This window comes from Spartinivicinus ruber (genome assembly GCF_011009015.1).
GTDB classification, from domain to species: Bacteria; Pseudomonadota; Gammaproteobacteria; order Pseudomonadales; family Zooshikellaceae; genus Spartinivicinus; species Spartinivicinus ruber.
Genome location: NZ_CP048878.1, coordinates 6289587 through 6312572, shown reverse-complemented (window position 1 = coordinate 6312572; position 22986 = coordinate 6289587). Strand labels below are relative to the sequence as shown.

Sequence of the window (22986 nt, the reverse complement as noted above, 5' to 3'; positions counted from 1 at the left end):
GTATGGTTGCTTATTTTCCTTGCTCTTATCCAGATGAGTTATTGTACAGCCTAATTGCACGATATGGGGCTCACACAGGGCAAGAAAACCAAAAAGCGATCATCCAAGACCTATTTAACAGCAAAACAGTTGTGGCAGTTCCAGACTTTCCCAGTCACCTACCTGAATTAGTAAAATCAACAAATACAGTCTGGCAAACGAGTGTTGACGAAATCATTCAGAATCACACACTAGCCCCATTATATTTGCCATTTATTGCACCAGAGAATTCCGATAAAGTTTTAATTTCAATGAAGTCTACTTATGGAGGAAATATCCATACGAGGCTTGGTGTTGCAGCCTCATCAATAAAAACCCCTACCTACTTTCGCCACTGCCCCTACTGTATAGAAGACCAACAGCAGCAATATGGCGAAGCCTACTGGAAACGTATTCACCAAATCCCAGGTATAGCAGTTTGCCATCAACATAGTGTGCCTTTAATTGAAACAGCAATCTTTTTTCACCCTAAGGCTAAACACCTTTATGTTTTGCCACCCCAAAAAATGTTCGGTTTACCAAATTCAACCATTCACTTATCAAAAAAAGAATGGGCTGTTATCGAGCTTATCAATCAGCTTCTATCACTACCTATTGGTAACAAAATAAGCCAGTGGCAATGGACTCAATTCTACCGCTGGATAGCCACTCACCGTGGCATGATTAAAGGTAGTCGTATCAATCACAGCCAAATCGTAAAACATGTAGTCCAAGATTGGCAGAATAGCTTATTTAGACTACAGGTGGAGTATTGCCTCGAACAAAGCGACTCATGGTTGGTAAACCTGTTTCGAAAGCACAGAAAGTCTTTCCACCCACTACGCCATACTTTAGTTTGGCAAAGTTTTCTTCCTGAAGATGATGCAGTAGACATTATTGAACAAGTGCAGCAGTTTTCAAAGGTACCAGAAATAGCTAAACCAAGGGCTTCAACTAAAAAGCCATCAACTGCTGCTATTCAAGATAAGCGAAAACAGTGGTTAAAGGTCATGACAAAACACCCTGGTATGGGAGTGAAAGCGCTAAGGCAACAAACAGTTGGCGGAGCCCTTTATGCCTGGCTTTATAAACATGACCAAGCATGGCTCAGAAAAAACAAGCCTGAGCGAGTTAGTCCCAAACAACACTATGGCGCTAACTGGCGAAAAAGGGACCTTTCAACCATAAGACAACTAAAAGCTCTGCTTGCTGAGCTGATCAAATCAGAGAACTACCCCCAATTAACTAAAACATTTCTCATTCACCAACTAGACATGGCAAGCACCATCGAAAAACACTTGGCTGATTTACCAAAGTCTAATCAGTGGCTAAATAAGCACTGTGAAAGTACTGAGAACTATCAAATCCGTCGACTTCAAAAAGAAGCACAAGAGCTGACAAAAAGTGGTGAGAATGTGATAGTTTGGAAGCTTGAAAGAAAAGCTGGACTTCACAGAGAAAAGCTAACAAAAAAGGTTAAAACAATAATTAAGAAACTAGAAGGCACAGGAAAAAGTGGCAAGTAATACATATTTTAAAGGCATTCCAGAAGGATCAAAGTTATTGTTATTGGGTGACCTTTACAGAAAGCCATCTGAAGGCTGGAAAATAGTTGCCTATTTTTTAACACCAGAAAATCAGCCTCTACGAAAAGCATTTCCCATTGATGCCATTCCTGCACTGACTGTTGGCAGTATTTTCCCAATCACCAGTGATAACCAGGCTATAACCGGCTACAGAGGTCGATTTATTTTACCACCAACACACTTATGGCAGCAGAAAACATACAAAGACATGCCTGGTAGCCTTCAACGAATGAGTGAATATTATGATCAATTAAAAGACCAAGTTGTATTTTGTATTGAAAGTGAACACAAGATTTACTGGTTACCCTCTCTTGAGCTCGCCCGCCGACTTCACCTCTGTTCGGCAGAGTTGGTTCGTGTGGCCATGTTAGAAGGCACTACACGATCAATCGCTAATGTGAGCAAAACTAACTGGGAAGGTACTATCAACTTGATGCCAGATATTCCTATTGCATACCTTAACAACCAGGAATACAGAAAGTACTTTACATGGTTGTTATTTAACAATGATGCAGAAAACAGCTTTTGTTCTATTTACCGCCATCAAAACAAAGAGGCACGTATTGAATCAGGAGTAGAACGGTGGTCATTTAACTTCACACCACCCAGTCTTGAAGGCTGTGAAATCTCTTGGTCAGGCTTCACTGATGGAGAGCAAAATCATCATTATATTCGGAGGATTCAATCTATTGCGGGACTACCGTCTCCTCCACTAGAAAAGGTCTGGTTCAGTCATCCTGATGACCAAATTGTGATCACAGATAGCGAAAATAAAACTGATAGAACAAGGACTACAGAGCAAACTAAAGCCTCAGAAAAAAATGAAATTGATCCAGATGCCACACCCAGGCCAACTAATAAACACCGCCTTCTAACAGTCTCTCCTGCCGGCTTACATTTTGATCTTGAAATCGACATGAAACGTTCACCAAGGCATGTTCAATTTTTGCCAGCAGGAGAACAGTCTGATGTAGAAGAAAAAGAGTTAGAAGATAGCGTTGGTATTACTCAGTCTGACGCGACTGGTACAGTACCACGAGCAGACATTGACACTCGAATTGAATCTGACCTGGTAGAAGCACAAGACAAATTCACCCTGTTTCACAAACTATTAGAACAACTCGAGCAAAAACATAGCTGGAAAAGCACTGTACAAACAGGCAACGTGCCTCGTTGTAACTGTAAAACAGCACATTTAATTGATGGTCGTGAAAGGCAATACTCCTTCGTCACCTTACAGCGAGATGAAAATACCATAGTATATTTACTGGAAATTGAGCTTAAACCAGAGCAAAGCCTATCAACTCTTATATATCGAGCAGACCCTGCTGAAGAGTGCAATTTAAAAGACCAAATCCTCAAAGACCTGATGTCCAACTCCGTTAAATGGGAACGCAGAAATATCACTGAGCAGACAGTTTCTCGTTATTACTTGGACCACCCAGATAAAAAGATTAAAAACGAGGATGAAGCGTTGGAATCTTGGGTAGCGCGAGCTGCTTATAAAATTAATCTAATCTAAGTGCCTATTTGAAATTTTGCAATCATGAAGGAACAAAGTTATCAGAAAGTGGCTTTTGGCTTCATAAAGGTTCTTTTGCAGCACTGAAATCCTTTAACGCATCCCCAAGCAGGTCAAGTGCCTCAGCCAGTGTATTCAGTGATAAATAACCAAATCCCAGACGAAAAACCCTTCCACATTCTCCAAACCAATGACCATCAGCCAACTGCAACTCTCTATCTGCTAAGCCTTTCCAGAACCTAGTCAAACTTTCACTATCGAACTGACTCTCCTTTAGACGCATACAGCATAAGGCCCCCCCATCTGGACGCACCCAATCCAAATACTCCTCATGAATCCTGGTCCATTCAGCAACAATAGAAAGCCCTTGCTTTAGTAAAGTTTTTCTTGAAGTAAGTATTTGTGCTCTTTGCTCCAACAACAGAGCTGCAAGATTTTCATTCAACGGTGAGCCCGAGATTACAATGTTCATTTTGGCTGTGATCAGGCGTTGGCGTAGTTCTTCATCCTCCACAGTCAACCAGCCAACCCGGAGCCCTGGAGCTCCGTAGGCCTTGGAAACCGAAGCAGCAGTAATAATACGTGGATGTAAACCAGCGAAGCTTGCTGGCACCTTAGCCTCACCATATGTCGCTTCACGGTAGGTTTCATCAATGAATAAATAGGCATAGGGCGAAACCCTCAACATAAGCTCCAACATAGCCTCGATAGTTTCCTGGGATACCGTTACTCCACTAGGGTTCTGGGGTGTAGCTATACTTACTAACCTGGTGTTTTCCGTCAAGCATGCAGCGAAGTATTCAAGGTCAATCTGGTAACCATCATCAAACTCCAAAGGCACTTGTCGCAGGTTAACACCACTACCCACAAGACTGTCACGCGAGGGTGGAAAACAAGGGGTGAAAATAACTACATCATCACCTGGCCGGCACAATTCCACTGCAAGAAGATAAAGTCCTAGTGCCGTACCCTGCGTGCTTATCACATGTTCAGCGGGGATATTCATCATCTGACCCACTATCTGCCTCAAAAACTCAAGTCCCTGTGAATCCCCATAACCAAGACATATATTCCTAACAGCATTTGGTCCTACAAAATCCAGTAACTCTTCAAAGCTCAGATTTTGTGATGTACTTTCCGCTAGATTGTACCGCCTATTTACGTTAAGCAGTGAAATTATCTCATTCGGAGGAAAACGGCCCGCCCATGTATCAGTCATCTTCTTCTACATCTTTCTTTAGTATTTGATGGGTTTTGGCTAGTTCCAAACCATCAATTCTTTTAATTGATTAATTTTGATCGCCGAGACCTCAGGCAGAGTAAGGCAATTATATCTATGACTGCTATCTCGGCAGTGAACTCCCCTTCAAAATGCTGAGCCCAATTGCCAGAAATGAATGGGTATAAAAGGACTCCCGTTAGGTGCGCAGCATGCGTCTAAGGGTAGCATCACGATCAAGTAAGTGATGCTTCATGGCTGCTAAGACATGCAGGATAATCACCACTGCCATAACCCACATTCCGATTTCATGAATGTCGTGCCCTAATGCAGCCAAGTCTGCATCAAATGGCGTCATTCCCTTAAACTCTCCATTTTCCATTATTGGAGTACTTGTTGGAACAATTGCCAGGCCAAACAGCCCAAATCCATAACCGCTGTAGCCAGATGAAACCATGCCGGAAATGGGCATTGCAGCAGTGCAGATGATCAGCACCCAGTGTGTCGCTCGTGCAACAACTCTCTGCAACTTCGGACTATCCGATACTGCATCAGGCCACCCCTCCTTCAAACGCCAAGCAATTCGCATGACGGCTATAACAAAAAGAACAACTCCGAGCGATTTATGCCAGTCATACAGACTAAACACCTGATATTCAGCCATATACCAGCCAAGGAGTAGCAGCCCGATCATTCCCAGGGCAATCAGCCAGTGGAGCAGTTTTGTAGGGCGCGAAAGTTTCTGAGGGAAGCTATTCATTTTTTTCTCCTGATTGTCTCTTACTACTTATGAACTATTTACCCAGCTGTGTACTTGTCGTTAAAAATGGGTACACAAATCATTCACCAAATCAAACTTTTTCCAGAGGCAGCCACCCTGCTTATCTGGTGGCTAGCCAAAAAATATCCATAAAGGGCGCTGCAGGTCAGCTCAGCTCTAGATAACTCCTTATGCCGGAACGGTCAAAAACCACCTTTGGATCATCTATCAGAACCGCATGCTCACCAGCAATTTCCAAGCTGGTGAACTCACCCTTAGTCAATGTCAGCCATTCTTCCATGCCTTCTTTAGAAACGGTAATATCGTCAGTAGGCCAGATCGATACAACCTGGCACACCTTCAATGGTTTCAGCTCACTTTCATAACTGGTTGCCAGTTTTGACATACCTCGCAGAGCTTTGCAGACAGGGGCTAGAATTTCATTATTATCCAGGAAATGCTCTGGCATGCTTTTTAGTCTGCGCAATTCATCCTTTAGCTCCTGGTCACTCAACAAATGATAGCCTGGTGCAGGACCATCTGGGTTGGGAGCACCGGACCCGATCACAATCATCGCAACGGGTTCGATTTGCAGCAGCCGTGCAGTTTCATAGGCCAGAACAGCCCCGAAGCAACTTCCTACAAATACTAACGGCACGTCCGCCAGGGGATGCAACGCCTTAGCTAGTGCCTGAATCAGAACCTGGAATGGGATATCAGGAAGATTATCAAAGTCCGGATAACGCAGACCATGTAGCGCCACATCCTTGGGCAACAGATCGCACCACGGATCCAGGACTGACGGAGCTACACCAACCTGTTGGAACCCAATTACGCGCGCGGATGGTTTATCTACACGCTCAGTAGTCAACTCATTGAAGCCCACATGGCGCAAGGTGAGATAGACCTGGCAATATTCAATAATCGCCTCCACGGTTTCCAGCATCACAAATTCCGGCAGTGCAAACCTGCAGGACATTTGCTCCATCAAAGCACCAGCCAGCCGGACCCTCTGCAAGGAGGAAAATCCCAAATCACAAAGCCAATCCGTAGGTTCTGCCCTACATTCACCAATTTTGGAAACATGCTTCAGGACCTGGGCCGCAATCAAGTCATTGGTATTGCTCACATTAGCTTTCAGCAACTGATCGACGGAGTTTTTAATCTCGTCACCTATTCGCTTCGCAATTGTAGAATCCAATTTGCAGGCATCATATTGAAAACCAACTGTCAGTCTGTTGCCAGATAAATCCCAATCAACCGCAATAGGCATCATTGCATCCACAGCGAAGTAGCGGTTTTCCACTTGGTGATAATCGCCATTACTTTCATCTGGCTTATTGAACTGGATAAAGTTGAATATACTATCGATCTCCGCATGGTCACCTATCCAATGGGACAATTGCTCATGTGATATTGCTTTGTGAGTGAAGACTTGGCGATCAAAAGCATCAAATGCCCTTGCATCGACTACAAAATCTCCTGATTCCGATAGAGGGACTGGCAAGACATTCAAAAACATCCCAATTGCTAGTTCAGACCCTTCTACTTCAGGCCGCAGTGAATATACGCAACCAAGGCTGGATGGCCGATTGCCCAATGCTACGGACATAGCGCTTGCATGCAGCCCGAAAAGCAAAGCCTTTGTAGAGACCCCAAGATGACGGGAATAGGGACCGATGGCATCATACGCCTCAGCAGAGGACAACACATCTACCTGATGCATATCCGTTGTGTCACTGACCGACCTGACAGGTACAACAGGTTCTGAAGACGTTTTTCCAACAAACATTTTCTGCCAGAAACAGCGACTGTCATTGGACTTACCAGCCGCAGTCTCATCACTGGCCAAGGCTTCGAACACCGCAATATCGTCCGAAGTCTCAACCGGCTGCCCCATATATCGACGGACAAGTTCCGTGATCATCGCATTCAGACTGAGGCCATCCAATGCAGCGTGATGCTCTGCAACCAGGATATCAAACCGATCGACAGCGCGTTCAAACACCTGGAACCTGACCAAATCCCCTTTATGGGGGTTGAATGGTGTCGAACGTTCCTCATACACCGCCTCCTGAATGATCTGGTTGGCCTTTTCAAATTCAACCTCTGTCAAGTCATGATATTCAAAGCCAGCATTTTCCAGAGCTGGATCAATCTCAAACGACATGCCAGCTTCATTAAACACCAAGCGTGATTTTAGGATTGGATGCGCCCTGCGAAGCGCTCTAAGAACATCTGCAAAACATTCATGACGGTATCGCACCAATACAGGTGTGACAGTCGCATTATGGTAAACTTGGGGGTCATTCCGGATCATGGAAGCAGTCAACATCATCCGCTGCATCCCTGATGCCACCCAAGAACTTGCATTTCCAGGCTTCCTGGCCCATTCAATGCCTCCTGATGAATTTTCAGGAACCTTGGCGGAAGTCGCTTCAAGTGCCGATTTAACGGCACCTTTTGAAGTGGCCAACAAACCGGCAACGGTTGGCTGGTTGTTCAACTCACGTAGACTGATGGAAATACCTGCTTTCCGTGCTTCGGACTGCATCAGGATTGCTCGGATTGAATCCCCACCATTGTGGAAAAAGTCGTCCTCCTCCCCAAGATCAGGTTTACGCAAAATCATACGCCAAATCTCCAGCAAACTGGCTATGGCCTGGTCCTCTTCTTCCTGCAAAGCTAGGTTACTCTGCTCCGAAGCAGGCTCGGCGACAATATCCGCCAGGGTGGTTACCGTCGGATTGGCGTTCAAGTCCCTCAAACTGATCTCAATTCCCAGTTTACGCAGCTTTGACTGCATCAAGATCGCACGAATTGAATCTCCGCCATTGTGGAAGAAGTCATCATCTTCTCCCAGACCAGGCCTGCGCAGTACTTCTCGCCAGACCTCAAGCATATTGTGAACCACGAACAACCTAGAGCCCACCTTGTCATTCATGACAGCAGGCTGGCCTGACAATACTGGGTTGTCTCCAGACATCGCCAAAGGATGGCTTTCTTCCCTATCCGCGAGATCCAACAAGGCACACTTATCCAGCTTACCCTGTGCAGTCATAGGAAGTGCCTCAACAGTAAGCACTGTGTCCGGAATCATATAGGCGGGTAACTTTTTGGCCAACCGGTCTCTAATCTCCTGAGTATTTAGAGGTACATCCACTTTGCCTTGTGTGATAGGAATCTCCACATATTCCCGGGTATCTCTTTCAGCTCCTACAGGACGGTAGGCAACACAGTTCCAGCGGTCAGTGCCTATTAGATATTCATCCTGAGAGGTCTTAACGATAAAGCCTGCACCTTCCAAAAGATCAGAAACCTCTTTAACCCTACCTGAGGTCTTGCCCTTTGGGTCATCATGAATCTCGAGGGACACACATCGAATTTTGCTGAAATGACGTGCCTCGATCCCCTTGAGAACATCCAGCTCGGCACGTTGAACATCGATTTTCAGAATATCGATATACTCCAACTCCAGTTCATCAATCACTGAGGATAGTGTCCTCAATTGACAGGCATGCGTTTCTGCGTCGAAACGCCCTTCAAGCACTTTTTCGAGGTTATCATGGAGCATGGCAGCCGACTCGTCACCACCATCAGCCGCATTAGACAGATACGTTCGGATGACGGATTTCTCCATAGCGGCATCCGCATCATCGGAGCGGCTAGACATCATCGAATAGCCAGGATAGTAGGTGAACTCCACCTCCCCCTTATGGTCTGACAGCCCATAGGGAAGCACCTTCGCATTAGGCACATAACGAGTCACATTGCTTTCAAGACGTTTTCGAATCGGGGCTAGTGGTTCAAAAGCGAAGATCTTCGCATGGGGAACATTCTGTGCCACAAACATACTGAACATGCCGATATTCGCCCCCACATCGAACACAACGGCATCCTTTGGATATCTTATATCAGGACTGGTATAGATCCGGTCTTCGAAAATCTCCTTAAACTGATAGTTGGTCTCGTTCACGTTAACACTGGCCACCTTGTGTCCAGTCGGCAGATCAACAACCAAATAGTCATCTTTTTCCTCTAACTGGATGCCACTGTTCAAGGTGACGACCGCTGCCACCAGGCGGGGGGCTCCATCCATCCTTTTGTCGATAATAACAGCTGCATCGCTAACTTCTGGCATCTCAACAAGGCAGGATTTAACCTCACCGAGTTCCATACGCTGACCTGCAATTTTCACTTGATCATCACATCGGCTGACGAATGCGTAGCTACCATTGGATTGTTTTCGCACTAGGTCTCCAGATAAATAAGTGGCTGCACCGCTTCCAGACCTGGAAAAGCGCACCTGCTCGGATTCCGATGCACCGACATATCCTTGAGCAATGCCGGCTCCGCTGATTATCAGCTCCCCAGTGGCGCCGACAGGAACTTCAAGACCATTTTCATCGACGCAGGCCACATGGATATTCTCAAGCGGATAGCCTAGGGTTGGTACCGAGAAGTCTTTTACTCGGGCGACCAGTGTGTTCACCGTGGCTTCCGTTGGGCCGTAGACATTCCAGACCTCACAATCCTGCCAGGCACGTGCGATATCCCATAGCTCCTGGTCCATAGCTTCACCACCGACCAAAATCCAGCGAGGCATCGCGCATTTATCTGGACCGAAGCCGGCTGCGATCATGGCCTTGAGAATCGTTGGCGTGACATCTAGAGCTTCGATTTCCATCCTTTCCACGTACTCAATCATGGACTCTGGATCACGACGGACATCAGCCGGAATCGGAACAATCGTTCTACCTATTGCAGCCTGGAAAAACTGTTTCATGGAAGCATCAAACGCAAGCGGGGCATTGACTGACATACGCAAAATCCCTGTGGCTCCTGCATAAATCCGGTTTTTCAAGGCATTTAGAAGGTTACTGACGGATGCATGAGTCACCGCCACACCCTTGGGATGGCCGGTTGATCCTGAAGTGAAAAGAATATAAGCGCAACTTTCCGCATCATAAGATGCCTGTACCAATTCTCCTTTCTGCTGGGGGGCATGCCCCCGGGCGGCCAGAACCTTTCCACCGGTTAAACGCCGTGCGCGTTCCAGTTCTGACGGCTCTGCTACCGCACCCATTGCGCCAGACAGGCGGTGGATGTCAAGAATCCTTCTGTCAGGATATTCTTGCATAACTGGAACGCAAACCATTCCTGCTTTCAAGACTCCAAACATGGAAACCATAGCGTCAAAGGACCGGTCCGCAAAAATCATAATCCTACTACCGGGGGCATGCTCTTTAGCGAGACGTGCCGCCAGCGCCTCCGATTCCTGGTCCAGCTCCCAAAAATGATACCTGTATTCATCCGTTATAAAGGCAACCTCTTCCGGAATATGACTGATGGTTTCCCTGAATAGGTCGATGATGGTTTTACGTGTTGACGCAACAGCCGGAAAGTCTGGGCGGTCGCAGCCAATCAGTTGTGCAAGGTTAAAACTGCAAGAAGAATCTTCCATTTGCCCCAAGGCATCAGCAATAGCTCGTACAAGAGCTTCCAGGCCAGCATCGTCCACATCAGCAAGTGTCGAAGCCACCTGAATGTTGCGGCTATTCGAAGTCTGAGTGATCAGAATGGAGAGCTCCGCCTGTTCGCCTGTTTCCAGCTTGATACTGGCATCTTCGAAAACTTCATGAGTTGCGGGGCAGGAAACAGAAGTTACCAAGCAGGGCTGTGGTTTGGTATGGACCATTCCAGATATCTGTATCTTGGTAGTATTTTCCGCCAGAATCTTTTTGACCCTTCCAGTAAGGTCATTGACACCTATTTCTTGCTTAGCTTCCAGCAACAGAGGGACAGCAACCCTAAAAGGCCCTGCCATAACGCCAAAATCCTCAAAAAAGCGGCCATCAGCTGAAACTGTGATGCACTGATGACCATTCGGACTCTTTTCCAGAACTGGCATAAGGACTGAGTAAGTAGCTGACACAACTTGTATATCTGAAAGGAGCTGATCACTAGTTATTATTTTGGCTACTTGGCTGGTGCGATATGCTTCAGGGTTGCCTAAGGCTGGCCTGAAGGAAACTAAACTGCTTGCGATGCTCGGAGGCATTCCACTGCCGCTTTGCTCAAGACACCATTCTGAAAAATGCTGGAACATAAGCTCCTCAGTGGGAAGGTCTTTTCCCAAGCAACGCAATAGGCCATCAATATCAGTAATATAGGGAGGTGCAGAGAGTCCCAGACGGATCAAACCATCAGCATTAACCAACATTGCAACTCTGAGTGTCTCGACACCTGTCAGCTCAAACCGTTGTGAAAGAAGGTTGTCAAAAATATCCCGGTCTTCCACCAGTTCAATTCTAATCTGCCCTTCACCAAGCACTTGAAGACTTTCCCCAGAAAATTGCTCAATATGAATGCGAACGGAAAAAATTCCATGTGCACTGACCGCTTCCTCCAGTCTGGTGCGCACCTCCTGAACAGAAGCTGGTGAATCCCATGCACATTCAATCCACACATTGTCACGATGCCGATCCTGGTAAGCGGCTAGTGCACCTGCCTGTACAGGTGACAGGGGGAAACCTTCAACCACCGCATGCGTCTGGTTCTGAAGTTCATTAGTGATCATTTATATATTCCTCTCAATCAAACCAGTCATGCTGACCAACGTTGTCCTAGAACCTGTGAAAGGAGCCCGACCATGTAGGCAGCGAATATTGTTCAAAAGCAGTACATCCCCTGATAGCCAGGGGAACAAGAGAGTGCTCTTCTGGTAGACTTCCCGAAGATGCAGGATCGTTTCGTCTGGTATGGTGGCACCGTCACCAAAAGTGACATTCCGAGGCAGGTTCCCAGCTCCATAGGTTTCCGTTAGCGCCTCCCTTAAAGGTGTCGGCATAGCCGCAGGATGGAATATATGAGCGTGATTGCAAAACAACAGCTCACTTGTTTGCGGGTCACGGACGAAGGCTGCTTGCTGTTGAATGGTTTGAAGGTGTTCTTCTCCCAACCATCGCCATTCAATGGCGTTTTCTCTGCAATATTCCGCAACTTTTTCCCGATCGTCAGTTTGGAAAGCAGAGCGCCAATCCATATCTACATCAGGTCTGAAGTTTCGTGTATAACGTAGCCCTCTCTTCAGAAACTCGCGTTTAACAGCCTCATCAATCATTGCAGTAGAGCGGTATTCATCTGCAACAGGAGTCTCTCCACCGGTTTCTGCAATCGTATCTGCATAAAAAAAGATCTGAGCGGGTATGCATCTTGCGAAGGACATTTCATGATGTAGATCCACCCAGACTGTTGGTGAGAACTCTGTTGAAGTGAAAACCCCTGTCACGACTTCTTTTCGAACAGCTGCTCTCTCAAAATATGGGAGAGTGGGGTTTCCAAATGCGTTAACAGCTGCCTGGAAATCAAGTGCCTTTCGCACAGGGAATCCCCTGAACAAAATGCCTCCCGTCTCTAGTAATAGCTTGTTCAATTCACTGGCTTGTGACTGGATATAGTCTGACAAAACCATATCCTGATCAGGTGCCTCTACAATAGAAACAAAACCTGTAGATGCATCAATGTATTTGTTTTTGTCTATAACTGCAGGTTGAGCCGGGCGTGGCTTTATGGGAGTTTTTTTAAACTGGTCAATTTGCATGGCTTTGGTTTTTTTCAGAATTTACCGTATGATCGGACCAAATTTGTCCTGGCTGGAGTATGGTTTGGCCATCAATGTGAGGATACTGCGTTGTCCCTCGAAAGGATCCCGTCCATGCTGACAAATCATATTGTCCAGAACCAGAACATCACCCATCTGCCAATCAAACGACACCTTTTCACGGGAGACTGCAAGCCTCATTTCCAATAGATCTTTCTCAGAGAACGGTTCACCATTGCCAAAAAAAGTATTGGTCGGAACAGACTCCAGTCCGACTGCCTCAATCAGAGCACGCGAAAGATCCTCACCCAGGCTGGTAACATGGAAAAACAGTGCGTGATTAAACCAGATCAACTCCCCTGTATTGGGATGATGCTGGAACGCTGACCTGCGTTGGCGGGTGCGCAGATGGTTTTCCGTTAACCAGTCGAACTCAATTCCACGCTCGAAACAAAATGCCTCCACCTCGGCTTTTTTTGTCGTCTGAAAGGCAGTTTCCCAGCTCACTCCCAAACCAGGGGTGTAGTTCCGCTGATAAAGGACACCATACTTTTCAAATTTCTTCCGCAGCCTCTGAGATAGATGTTGGGAAATCCTCCGGTTATCTGCAATTGGTGTGTTCCCACCCTTATCCGCCTTGATGTCACAGAAAAAACAAATCAGGCAGGGCCAGTCCAGTGTGTAGGACTGCTCGCTGTGGAGCTTGATATCCTGGTCCTGCGGATGATCCGTCGATGTATAGACACGTTCAGCAACCGCATGCCGAGGAGATGAACGTTCTGTATACCTAAGAATATCTGGATCAATTTCCGAAATTGCATCAGAGAAATTAGTCGCACTGGCCACATAAAATCCACGAAACAGAATGCTACCAAAACGGTTCAGCTCCTGTATTAAATGAACTTGCCTGGATCTGATAAAAGCAGAAAGATCTTTCTCTCCATGTGGCGCCTCTATAGTGAGGGGAAATGCCGACGAAGAACCTGCTGCATCCTCTTTCCTAACGACTAGACGCACAGGGTGCAAAGGTTTGTCACGCTGGAATGCATTCATGTCTAATACTGCCATTTCTCAATTCCACTTCAGTCAAATGAGATATAACTTTCAACCTGGTAATAAATGCTTGATGCCAGCTCTCTAACGCTTTTTCAGAGAATATGCCCGACTTTCCATTCCAGACCGCGACATATCCATTTGGCTGCTCATCAATCCAAAGAGTTAGATCCAGCCTAGATGTTGGGTTCGGCAGAAAACTGGCTTCGACCTGACACTGCTTAGTCGATCCACGCGCATTGTGAGCTCCGAACGCAATAGAGAAGGGCGTCATCTTAGGCTCACCCCGCAAAGCCCTAGCCCTTTCTAAGATTGGCTTAATCCCAAGGTGGCTGTAAGCGACAAGGTCAAACAGAGAGCTTCCCAGCCCTTTAAGTCGATCGATCTGGGAAACTTCACCATCGACGCATACTACTATTGGCAACGTATTAACTCGGCAGTCGATCACTTCATAGTTACCTGGATATCGATCTGCCAAAGCAACCCCGACAGAAAAGCAGGTTGCGCCAGTACGCTGACTGACCACGTCCGCAAAGGCGCTAAGCATTACCCCCACCTGACTGATACCAACGGCAGACGCAATCCTTTTAACAGTATCAATCACAGTGGCTGCCAGAGGCTTACCAACCACAAGCGAAGACTCGCTCACTTCAGACATGCCAGCACTATAATCAGGCTGAAACTGGACAGGTTCCGAGTTCGCTAGGCTTTCAGAATTGCGGAGTATGAAACAATCATCCCTGGTCGGAACCAAGGGAGATCTCTGCCCCCTCTTTTCCACAGGCAGCGGTTCTCCAGATAATACGAGGTCTAGGTGTTTTTCCAGAACACCCAGCGACCAATGATCAAAAGACGTATGATCCGCGATCACCAACGCCTTGGCACTCCCCTCATCCTGGGCAATGATCACCGTTAAAGGACAGCCAGCTTTCATATGCAGGTCAAGCCAGTGGGTGTAATGACCATCGTCAATATTCCCCACATCATCAGTGCGGCTCACAGCTTGGCCAATCTTGGAAATGGGCCGGCGTATCAAACCAGCCCCATCAAGGGTAATTTCTGTGTGAAGTGCAATATGATGCTGAATGACTTGCCGGAAAGCATTTTCAAGTGATTCAGCACTCACTCCTTTGGCGCATACCTTAGCAAACAACCGATAGGCTGCCGGTTCGTCCGCCATCTGCATTGATAACCACATCTGGCTCTGAGCTGCCAAGACTGATGGCTCATCCGGTATGCTTTCAACGGCGTTTTCCGGGCTTGCTTGGGATAACAACTTCCTCAGGCCTCTAATCGTGGGCACACCAAATGCGTCTTTCAACATGATTACCCTGCCGGAAATACGCCTAAGCTCCGCAACAATCCGAACAAGATCCAATGACACCCCACCAAGGTCAAACAGAGTTTCATTTTCTGGAATATCAAAGCTACCAAGAACCTCTTGAAACATGGAGCTCACTGGATCGTCTGACTTGTCATCATCAGCAGATACCACTGGGTTTGGAAGCTTATTCTTGTCCAATTTACCACTGTTTGTAAGTGGGAAGACCTCCATATGCAAATAATGCAGCGGATGCATGTAACTAGGTAAATGGCTGGCAACCTGAGCCTTTATCATACCTACAGCTTCAGCCAAACTATGATTCTCGCTGGCCCATGTATAGTAGGCGACAAGCCCCTTGCGTGAGCCATCTCGTTTACGGCTCAAATCCTTAACTTGTACACTTGCCTGAGAAACACCAGGCACCGCACCGATTACAGATGCGACTTCCATTAGTTCAATGCGATGTCCATGTAGTTTGATCTGATCATCCAATCGTCCGACATAATGCAGATTACCATCTGGAAGCTGTCTGACTCGATCCCCAGTTCTGTACATGACCTGCCCAGAACGCCTTCCAGATGGGCATGGCAGAAAACGCTGTGCAGTCAAATCTGGTTGGTTGAAATAGCCTTTGGCTAGGCCTATACCGAAGAGGCAGAGTTCTCCTGGCTCCCCTTCCTGAACAGGCTCTAGCTGTTCATCCAAAATAGCAAAGTCAGTTCCTGGTAGGGGCCTGCCAATTGGCACATCCTCTCCGACATCACGGGCCACCAGGTATTCAGTTGAGTAAACAGTATCTTCCGTGGGGCCATATAAATTGAAAACCCGATCCACACCCTGCTCATAAACCTGGTACGAAAGTCCACCGTAAAGCGGCTCTCCAACAAAGATGCAGGCACGGACCGAGCTAGGTAGGCCCGCTACGGTCAACATCGCGGACATAGCAGAAGGCACAGTATTGATCAAGCTGATCTTTTCTCTACACGGGTTGTCCGCCAGATCGATAATCGAGTTCACAAGGCATAGACTTCCACCACAGGCAAGGGGGCCGAACAGTTCAAGAATTGAGATATCAAAAGAAAAGGACGTGGCTCCCAATACACAAGCCATATCCGAAGTACTGAATCGTTCCAATACCCAACCAATCAGTGCCGAAGAACTGCCGTGGGTGATCATAACCCCTTTTGGACGCCCTGTAGATCCTGAGGTAAAGATGACATAGGCTAGGTCATCTGGGGATATTTCATCGAAGCTACAAGACCTCTGGGGGCCATCGCACCACCGGAGATCAAGTACATCAACATTTTCCATAACCACAGGCTGATCTGTCAAAAGCCATCGGCACTCGGAAATATCGAACATATAACGGACACGATCTTCCGGTAGCTTGCGGTCAATAGGGAGATAGACAGCTCCCAGTGACATAATCGCATATATCGCTGCTACAGCATCGAAACTCCGTTCAGCCCTCAGCGCAACCAGGTCACCATGCCCTACCCCCCTAGCCTCAAGGCTACCAGCGATCTGCTCAACACGCGCCAGCAAATCACTATAGGTATAGTCACTCCCCTGGCTATGGAGCGCTGTTTTTCCAAGCACTACCTCACTCTCACAGAGCCGGAAAAATCTTTCATGAAGTAATAGACCACCGTGCCGTGAATACAATGTCAGCTCTTTCAACATCCCAACACTTCCTCCTGTTAGCCTTCCCGAAACTCAACAAATTCATGTACGTTGCCGCTGGGATCTTTGAAGGGAATGTAAACTCCTACTGGGCACGGTTCCGGTTTGGAATTGAGGAACTTAACCCCATTACTCTTAAGTTTATCCACGAGATTCTCAAGATTCTCACGAACCCTAAAATTGATCAGGGTCTGCGACTGAACCGGATAATGTAGCTCTGCTTTCTCCTCAACACGCGTGAGCAAAAGAAAAAAGCCTTCATTCTTCAGAGTCACCACCTGAGGGTAGTGATCCTTCAAATCTTCTTCGAACCCGAGTTTGCCGCAATAAAAGTCAAGGGCCTCGTCCATATCATGGACATTAATTTGAACTGCACTAATTTCATACATGAGCTTGATTCCGAGTTAGTGGTAAACTACCACCCGTGAAAGATTGAAAATGCCATTCTGCGTACATAGGCTGGGAAATATTTGTCATAATTCTTCCAGTCCTTGTATTCATCCATGCGGATCACATTTGGCAGTTCAAACAACAACGGAATACCCGGTTTAACCGCACCGGACTTCTTGTCCATAACCTTTTGATACTCAGTCAAGACAAGGTCATGCAGCTTGCGGTACATCTTTGCATTCTCACGCAAGCTTTTCACCGTATTACCAGGAGCATGGGCAGTAATCGCGTAACGGGGTTTCAGCGCAGCCATAGCCTCAAGGTTCAAGAGGGCACCAACATAGTTAGTACCCTCTTTAAACTTCGCAAAAGTAAACTCGCGGGGCATATACATATCCGCGGAAAAGATCACACCTTCTGTTGGCACATGGATGAAAGCAGTTCCCATTCCATCTCCCGGCGCCACATGCACCATGCGGACCAAAACTCCACCTACATCAAGACGCAGCTCATCATCAAAAGATAAGCTGACTTCTGGAACATCCATCAAGGCTGACATTTTAAAGAAATCCGAACAACCAGACGCGCAAGCAACTTTGGCTTCTCCAAATATCCTGGTTCCGCCAACATGGTCATAGTGTTCATGCGTTAGTGCTACATAACGAACGGGCGAAGCTGTCAGTTTGGATATTTCTGATCTCATCCGTATGGCACGTTCATTGAAGCCCGGATCAGTAACCAAAACAGAATCTTTGCCTATTACAATCAAACTGGAATAGCCACTGTCGCGAAAATGGTATAATCCGTTTTCAATTTTTTCGATTTCGGTATCTGCAACCAACTGCTGTTCAGCAAGAGCAGTCGTTATTGCCAACGATAAAGCCAATACAATGATAGATAAAATTCTCATTAAACACCTTACTTTCTGTGTAGCTGATAATAGGTACAATTAAAAATTAGACCTGCTCAGATATTTAACCCAAATTCATAATGATTAATAAAACTCAGTAATCGAGTCATACATCTCATCTACTTTTGAGAAACAACTTTTTCTCTTAACCATTGCAAGAATTTTTCAAAGCCAATTAACTTTGACCTGATTTTTTTGGTTATTTATTTTTCCTTGCTACATACTGAACTTTATTTATTAGTTTTTCACACAAATAACAATGAATCGCACATTTTAACAAAATAAGGTAAATTTAGAATTCAAAATATTACAAATAGATCAAACCAAAAAGGCAGCAAGAACTCCACCATATTAATCCGGTAAGATAGTATAAAACAAAAGCATTATTTAATTTATTTCAACACCCAACAAAATCATGTAATAACATTTCATCCACGCCTAAACAAAACTTAATGGCACCAGCACCTCGAAAACATATATAATTAAAAATATAACTTTTTATCTATCGCTCTTTGTTTTCAAATATAATAGAGTAAGACTGAATTTTAAAAAGCAAAAGAACGCTTTTTAGACACAATAAGCTCAATTACTAGTACATAAAAATTAATTTTCACTTAAGAGAATAACATTCCCACCCGTATATGAGCCGAGCTATTGACTAAAAATCTAACGATACCTACAGGATTAGCACATGAATACTTAACTTGACGTATTTTACACAATTGATACAAATCTGCAAGTATTTACTTTAGAAACTAATTAGAGAATACCACACTTAAAAAATATGCTCATATAAGACTTTATGCTTATGATTTAGTTTTAGTTTTAGTGGCAATAAGAGTTTCATGTGATTAATTCGTAAAAAATGATGGTTTTTATGTATGATATTTGTAATTAAATGTATCCAATCAGTAATTAACGCGAATAATATTGATTTTCATCTGTCTTATAGTAACAGTTACTATAAGACAGATGGTCAAATTTTGTTTGTATCAGAAAATAGTGCTTTATTTAATCAAAGGAGGCAGCTATAGAACAACTATTCAATATGATTAAATTGCATACAAAGCATAGTATTGACTAATATTTAATCTCTAGAGCTAACTTCTGATAGCACTCAAAGTCGTAATAGCAAAAGGATAACTTTTAAACAATAATGAAACTGCTGTATTTTAGTTCTTCCTTCAACTAATAGCCGATGTAAGTAGTCGATTCCGATACGAAATAGGCTTTTGGACTTCCGGCCATGCTTTTTTAGCTTGATAGGCTTAAGTGTATTTTGCCAAATGCCTAAAGTGAAGCACCAGCCAAATGCTAATGCCAATACAAAAAATAGCTTATCTAGTCGCTCATAATGCTTTAGGTGAGTCGCTTCTAAATTGAATCCTCGGCTTTTTAAGCAGCCAAATAACGTTTCAATCGACCATCTTATGGAGTAGCGCTCGATAGCTGTTTTTGGCTGATCGTTAGTAGCAACGATAACACGCCCTTGCTTACCCATCATGCAGGATAAATAAACAGGAATTCCCCAAATCTCTCGCTGTTTGTTTAAGCTCATTTGTTCACCTTGTTGCAAACCAAACATTCGACTAACAGGAAATTGTTGATTTCGGTGTTTATTCCACACCTGAGTATTGTTGGGAATTCTCACACAAAATGGAATCTCCTCATCAACCAAAAACTGCAGCCAGTCCTTACCTTTGAATTCTCTATCAGCTGTTAAATAGGCTGTTTTTTAGTATCAAATACATACAAAAAGCGATTGATTAAAGCTTTTCGCTCGTCTGTATTGGAATTTCCTTTTTTTGGTAATAATACCCAAAATAAAGGGATTGCTAGTCCTTTGTGCGCAACGGCAAGCACCATAAAGTTAATTTTCAATGAACCGAATTGCCAATTAGTCCGGTCCAAACAAAGTACCCAAGCATCCTCAGGGCAAAACCACTTAGCTAACACTCGAGCGCATTGATCATAGTCCAGCGTAAACTCTCTTAAAAATCGCTGAAGCCGTTTATAATTGGATGCAGGTAAGGCCGTTCCATAAAAAACGTGTGCTACTTGAGTCAGGTTCGTCGAGCGAACTTTCAGCAATGCAATTATAAATTGAGCAAGTAGTACTACTCGGGCTTGATGCCAGCCAAAAACCCCTTTAAGCTCTTTGGCCAGTGAGTTGATCTCTCTCATTTGTTGTACAATTCTTGATGGTTTGGTGACCTGATTTGTAATGACAAGGAGGGATCAACTCACCTCTAACCGATTGATTTATCTCAATAAAATGCTATTTTGTCCTGTACTTAGGTGAGTTATACATTTTTTGATTTTTAAAACACGTTCCAAGCTTTCGAGATATTCATCATACCTACTATTAGATTGGTTTAGCTAAAAAATATATAATAGTTATAGTTCAACAATCAAAATTTGTAGCTTACCTTGAGTAATTTTTATGGATAGCCCAAAAGCTTATTTTGTTATACGTAGTGATTTAGAGCTTAATTCAGCCAAACTTGCTGTACAAATAGGGCATGGTACAGACTTGATATGGCAGCATCAAATTACTGATCAAGCTTCATTCAATTCCTGGCTAGATCCCAAACAGGGTGATAGACGAAAAATTGTATTAGAGGTTAAATCACTTGAAAAATTAACCCATTTAAAGGAAAAGCTAGTAAATAACGGCTTCTATTGCTACGACATTGTTGATTCAGGGTATAACTTTGTAGAAGCTAATACTCAAACGGGCATAGTAATTTTTCCAACTGCTGTGAATAACAATACAATTAAACGACTTAGGGTTTATAAATAATAGGCAGTCAAATTTTTGAGTATATATACAACGAGTCGCATACATCCTGTAGTACAGAGATGGAGGGCCAAAGCGTTGTCACAACTGGAGGAAGACCTCATAAATGCTTTCGATGCACTGTCGATAGAACATGAGCTGCAAGTTAAAGAACTACAAAATGCCCAAGCGAAATTACAATAGTTGTAAGCTACATTGAAAGAAAATGCTCAGTTACGAATGTAAATCGAGCACTTGGATAATAAAATAGGTAACTTAAATGGGCAACTCCGATTATTAAAAGCATCATTGAAATAAACAAAATCACCATATTACCAGTTAAAATAGACTTTCAAAAATCAGTCAGCCACACAACAGCCAATAAACATGATTAAATTGCATACAAAACGAAGCATTGACTAATATTCAATCTATCAAGCAGCGACAACAACAAAAGAATAGTTTTTATACAATAGAAGCACTATTCTCCACACCTAGTATTTGATTAATAATCAAACAAACACAATGAGAAGAACTACAAAGAATTACCCTCATAGGCCATGAGTGTGACTTATGAAATTTTTATAATTCTTAAGTCATTATATCTAACTGATTTTTATAGGAAATATATGAAAGTATGATACTTTATTGTTCAGGAAAACCACAAAAACCAAATGAAAGGCAACAAAAGTATGATACTTTACTGGAAATGCTTAAACTACTCCCTAATAAAATCAATGACTTACAAAACTCAAAGTATGATACTTTATTGTCAATCTACAACTATGGTAAATAAATAGTTATTGATTTACCAACTATCTGACTCTCTCAGATAGTTGGTCCTTATCTTCAAAAACTAAATTAGTATACCTAAGCTATTTTTCCATACAACTATTAGTACATTAATCAGTCTCCATCATTATTTATAAAACTCACCCTGTATCCGCTTACAATAACTCACCAGATTTTCAAAACTTCGTGCTTGTTTATTAAAATCATTATCGATTTCAACTAAAATACATTCAGCTAAAAAAGCATAGGCACTGGCATCTAGCGAGCAGGGTTTATCGCCTAAAAAATAGGGTTTCTCACCTAGCATTACTGATAAACTTTGTAGTGAGTGTGAAAATATTTTCTTAATTTCATCATTTGAGTGCCTTCCTAGCCCTTGTTTTTCTAGTGACTTTTTTACTCCATTACGAAGTATGGTTGGCATGACTTGTTTAACAGGAAACAGCATTGAATTAAAAAATGCTTTTTTGATAATCGGCCAGGTGTCATCACACATCCAACGAGAGTACACGATACACCAGTAAAAATTTTCATCTAATGATTTTGCCACCAAATGAGCTATGGCTCTTTGTTCATCTGATAGCCACTGATCTAGTTTTGACTGATATTTTTCCGCTAAATATTCAATAATAAAGTAAGAGTCACCAACAACCTTTCCATCATCTTCAATAAAAGGTAGTTTACCTTTTGGGGCTTTCTGCAAATTTGCCATGCTTGATACTGTCTCATATTTAATACCAGACATCCTCAAATAAGCATCAACTTTCAATACAAACGGGCTTGGGTCTGCAACCCCAAATCCACTGCCAAAACCATATAATTTGACCATTTGCTACCCCCTAGTTTATTCCATAAGATTCATCAATGATGAAACTATAGGACACAGCTACTGACAACAGTATGTCAGTAGTGCTTTATTTTAGTCAGTAAGTAAACACGCACAATTAATCGGTTATAGTAACTACTCGCAACCCACTGTAAGTAAGACTGTTCAAAGAACAAAACTCAAACTATCTGAACAATATTTAACCTTTCAAGTAGCTCTTGTATATTCCAGGCACCTCTCTCTTAAAGCAAAGCGTAGTGAAAGTGTGCTGAGGAATAAACATGGAGTAAAACTGCCTGAAAGGCTGAAATCCAACCGTGTAGATTTGCCAAACTAAAACATCTAGAATGCCTTTGCCAGAAAACGCTATGGTATAGATGCTCCACTTGACTTGGGCAAGTCAGTATCTAAAAAGGAGGTCGCTTTTCAGAAAGTAATAGGCTAAGTGTGCATTCTGGAAAGCTTTACAATAAGCGTGAAAGATAGGTAAGTACCAATTACTGTCAGTATAGCTGAAAGAA

Annotated in this window: 12 protein-coding genes and 1 pseudogene; 3 read left to right on the top strand and 10 right to left on the bottom strand. The window is 44.0% G+C overall.

Annotated elements, in window-relative coordinates; translation table 11 throughout:
* The first annotated feature begins 2 nt into the window (after positions 1-2).
* Together G4Y78_RS28415 and G4Y78_RS28410 are read left to right on the top strand one after the other, a co-directional pair.
* Positions 3-1544 (top strand): TnsD family Tn7-like transposition protein, encoded by a 1542-nt coding sequence (locus G4Y78_RS28415; RefSeq protein ID WP_163836301.1) that lies wholly within the window; start codon positions 3-5, stop codon positions 1542-1544.
* The gene (locus G4Y78_RS28410) at positions 1534-3126 is read left to right on the top strand and encodes a Tn7-like element transposition protein TnsE (RefSeq protein ID WP_163836300.1); all 1593 of its coding nucleotides are present in this window, start codon (positions 1534-1536) and stop codon (positions 3124-3126) included. Before G4Y78_RS28415 ends, G4Y78_RS28410 begins: the two co-directional genes overlap by 11 nt.
* Positions 3127-3187: 61 nt before the next feature.
* Here G4Y78_RS28410 and G4Y78_RS28405 read toward each other — a convergent pair whose 3' ends face one another.
* The 9 genes and pseudogenes from G4Y78_RS28405 to G4Y78_RS31900 form a co-directional block, all read right to left on the bottom strand.
* Positions 3188-4345 carry a pyridoxal phosphate-dependent aminotransferase gene (locus G4Y78_RS28405; protein WP_163836299.1) on the bottom strand — a complete coding sequence of 386 codons (1158 nt, stop codon included), beginning with the start codon at positions 4343-4345 and terminating at the stop codon, positions 3188-3190.
* Between the two features lie 199 nt (positions 4346-4544).
* Complete coding sequence (locus tag G4Y78_RS28400) at positions 4545-5105, bottom strand: cytochrome b (RefSeq protein WP_163836298.1); 561 nt, start codon at positions 5103-5105, stop codon at positions 4545-4547.
* Positions 5106-5271: 166 nt separating this feature from the next.
* The gene (locus G4Y78_RS28395) at positions 5272-11685 is read right to left on the bottom strand and encodes an FkbM family methyltransferase (protein ID WP_163836297.1); all 6414 of its coding nucleotides are present in this window, start codon (positions 11683-11685) and stop codon (positions 5272-5274) included.
* On the bottom strand, positions 11686-12708 hold the full coding sequence (locus tag G4Y78_RS28390; RefSeq protein ID WP_163836296.1) for a TauD/TfdA family dioxygenase: 1023 nt from the start codon (positions 12706-12708) through the stop codon (positions 11686-11688).
* Between the two features lie 21 nt (positions 12709-12729).
* Positions 12730-13776, bottom strand: coding sequence for a TauD/TfdA family dioxygenase (locus tag G4Y78_RS28385; RefSeq protein WP_163836295.1), 1047 nt, complete (start codon positions 13774-13776; stop codon positions 12730-12732).
* Entirely contained in the window at positions 13742-16768 is a 3027-nt protein-coding gene (locus G4Y78_RS28380; protein ID WP_163836294.1) for an amino acid adenylation domain-containing protein, read from the bottom strand. The genes G4Y78_RS28385 and G4Y78_RS28380 overlap by 35 nt, the downstream gene beginning before the upstream one ends.
* A 17-nt stretch (positions 16769-16785) precedes the next feature.
* The gene (locus tag G4Y78_RS28375) at positions 16786-17157 is read right to left on the bottom strand and encodes a VOC family protein (protein ID WP_163836293.1); all 372 of its coding nucleotides are present in this window, start codon (positions 17155-17157) and stop codon (positions 16786-16788) included.
* Between the two features lie 26 nt (positions 17158-17183).
* A complete protein-coding gene (locus tag G4Y78_RS28370) occupies positions 17184-18068 on the bottom strand; it encodes an MBL fold metallo-hydrolase (RefSeq protein WP_163836292.1) in 885 nt (294 codons plus the stop codon).
* Between the two features lie 1117 nt (positions 18069-19185).
* Positions 19186-20252: pseudogene (locus G4Y78_RS31900) on the bottom strand (IS4 family transposase).
* Positions 20253-20511: 259 nt separating this feature from the next.
* Here G4Y78_RS31900 and G4Y78_RS28355 point away from each other — a divergent pair.
* Complete coding sequence (locus G4Y78_RS28355) at positions 20512-20871, top strand: aminoacyl-tRNA hydrolase (protein ID WP_163836290.1); 360 nt, start codon at positions 20512-20514, stop codon at positions 20869-20871.
* A gap of 895 nt (positions 20872-21766) precedes the next feature.
* Here the strand turns inward: G4Y78_RS28355 and G4Y78_RS28350 are convergent.
* Positions 21767-22468, bottom strand: coding sequence for a glutathione S-transferase family protein (locus G4Y78_RS28350; protein WP_163836289.1), 702 nt, complete (start codon positions 22466-22468; stop codon positions 21767-21769).
* Between the last annotated feature and the right edge of the window lie 518 nt (positions 22469-22986).

Bases quoted from the DNA above. Each gene is read 5' to 3' on its own strand.
- G4Y78_RS28395 (WP_163836297.1), bottom strand. From the start codon at position 11,685: ATGATCACTAATGAACTTCAGAACCAGACGCATGCGGTGGTTGAAGGT.
- G4Y78_RS28350 (WP_163836289.1), bottom strand. From the start codon at position 22,468: ATGGTCAAATTATATGGTTTTGGCAGTGGATTTGGGGTTGCAGACCCA.
- G4Y78_RS28375 (WP_163836293.1), bottom strand. From the start codon at position 17,157: ATGTATGAAATTAGTGCAGTTCAAATTAATGTCCATGATATGGACGAG.
- G4Y78_RS28380 (WP_163836294.1), bottom strand. From the start codon at position 16,768: ATGTTGAAAGAGCTGACATTGTATTCACGGCACGGTGGTCTATTACTT.
- G4Y78_RS28400 (WP_163836298.1), bottom strand. From the start codon at position 5,105: ATGAATAGCTTCCCTCAGAAACTTTCGCGCCCTACAAAACTGCTCCAC.
- G4Y78_RS28405 (WP_163836299.1), bottom strand. From the start codon at position 4,345: ATGACTGATACATGGGCGGGCCGTTTTCCTCCGAATGAGATAATTTCA.
- G4Y78_RS28390 (WP_163836296.1), bottom strand. From the start codon at position 12,708: ATGCAAATTGACCAGTTTAAAAAAACTCCCATAAAGCCACGCCCGGCT.
- G4Y78_RS28415 (WP_163836301.1), top strand. From the start codon at position 3: ATGGTTGCTTATTTTCCTTGCTCTTATCCAGATGAGTTATTGTACAGC.
- G4Y78_RS28370 (WP_163836292.1), bottom strand. From the start codon at position 18,068: ATGAGAATTTTATCTATCATTGTATTGGCTTTATCGTTGGCAATAACG.
- G4Y78_RS28355 (WP_163836290.1), top strand. From the start codon at position 20,512: ATGGATAGCCCAAAAGCTTATTTTGTTATACGTAGTGATTTAGAGCTT.
- G4Y78_RS28385 (WP_163836295.1), bottom strand. From the start codon at position 13,776: ATGGCAGTATTAGACATGAATGCATTCCAGCGTGACAAACCTTTGCAC.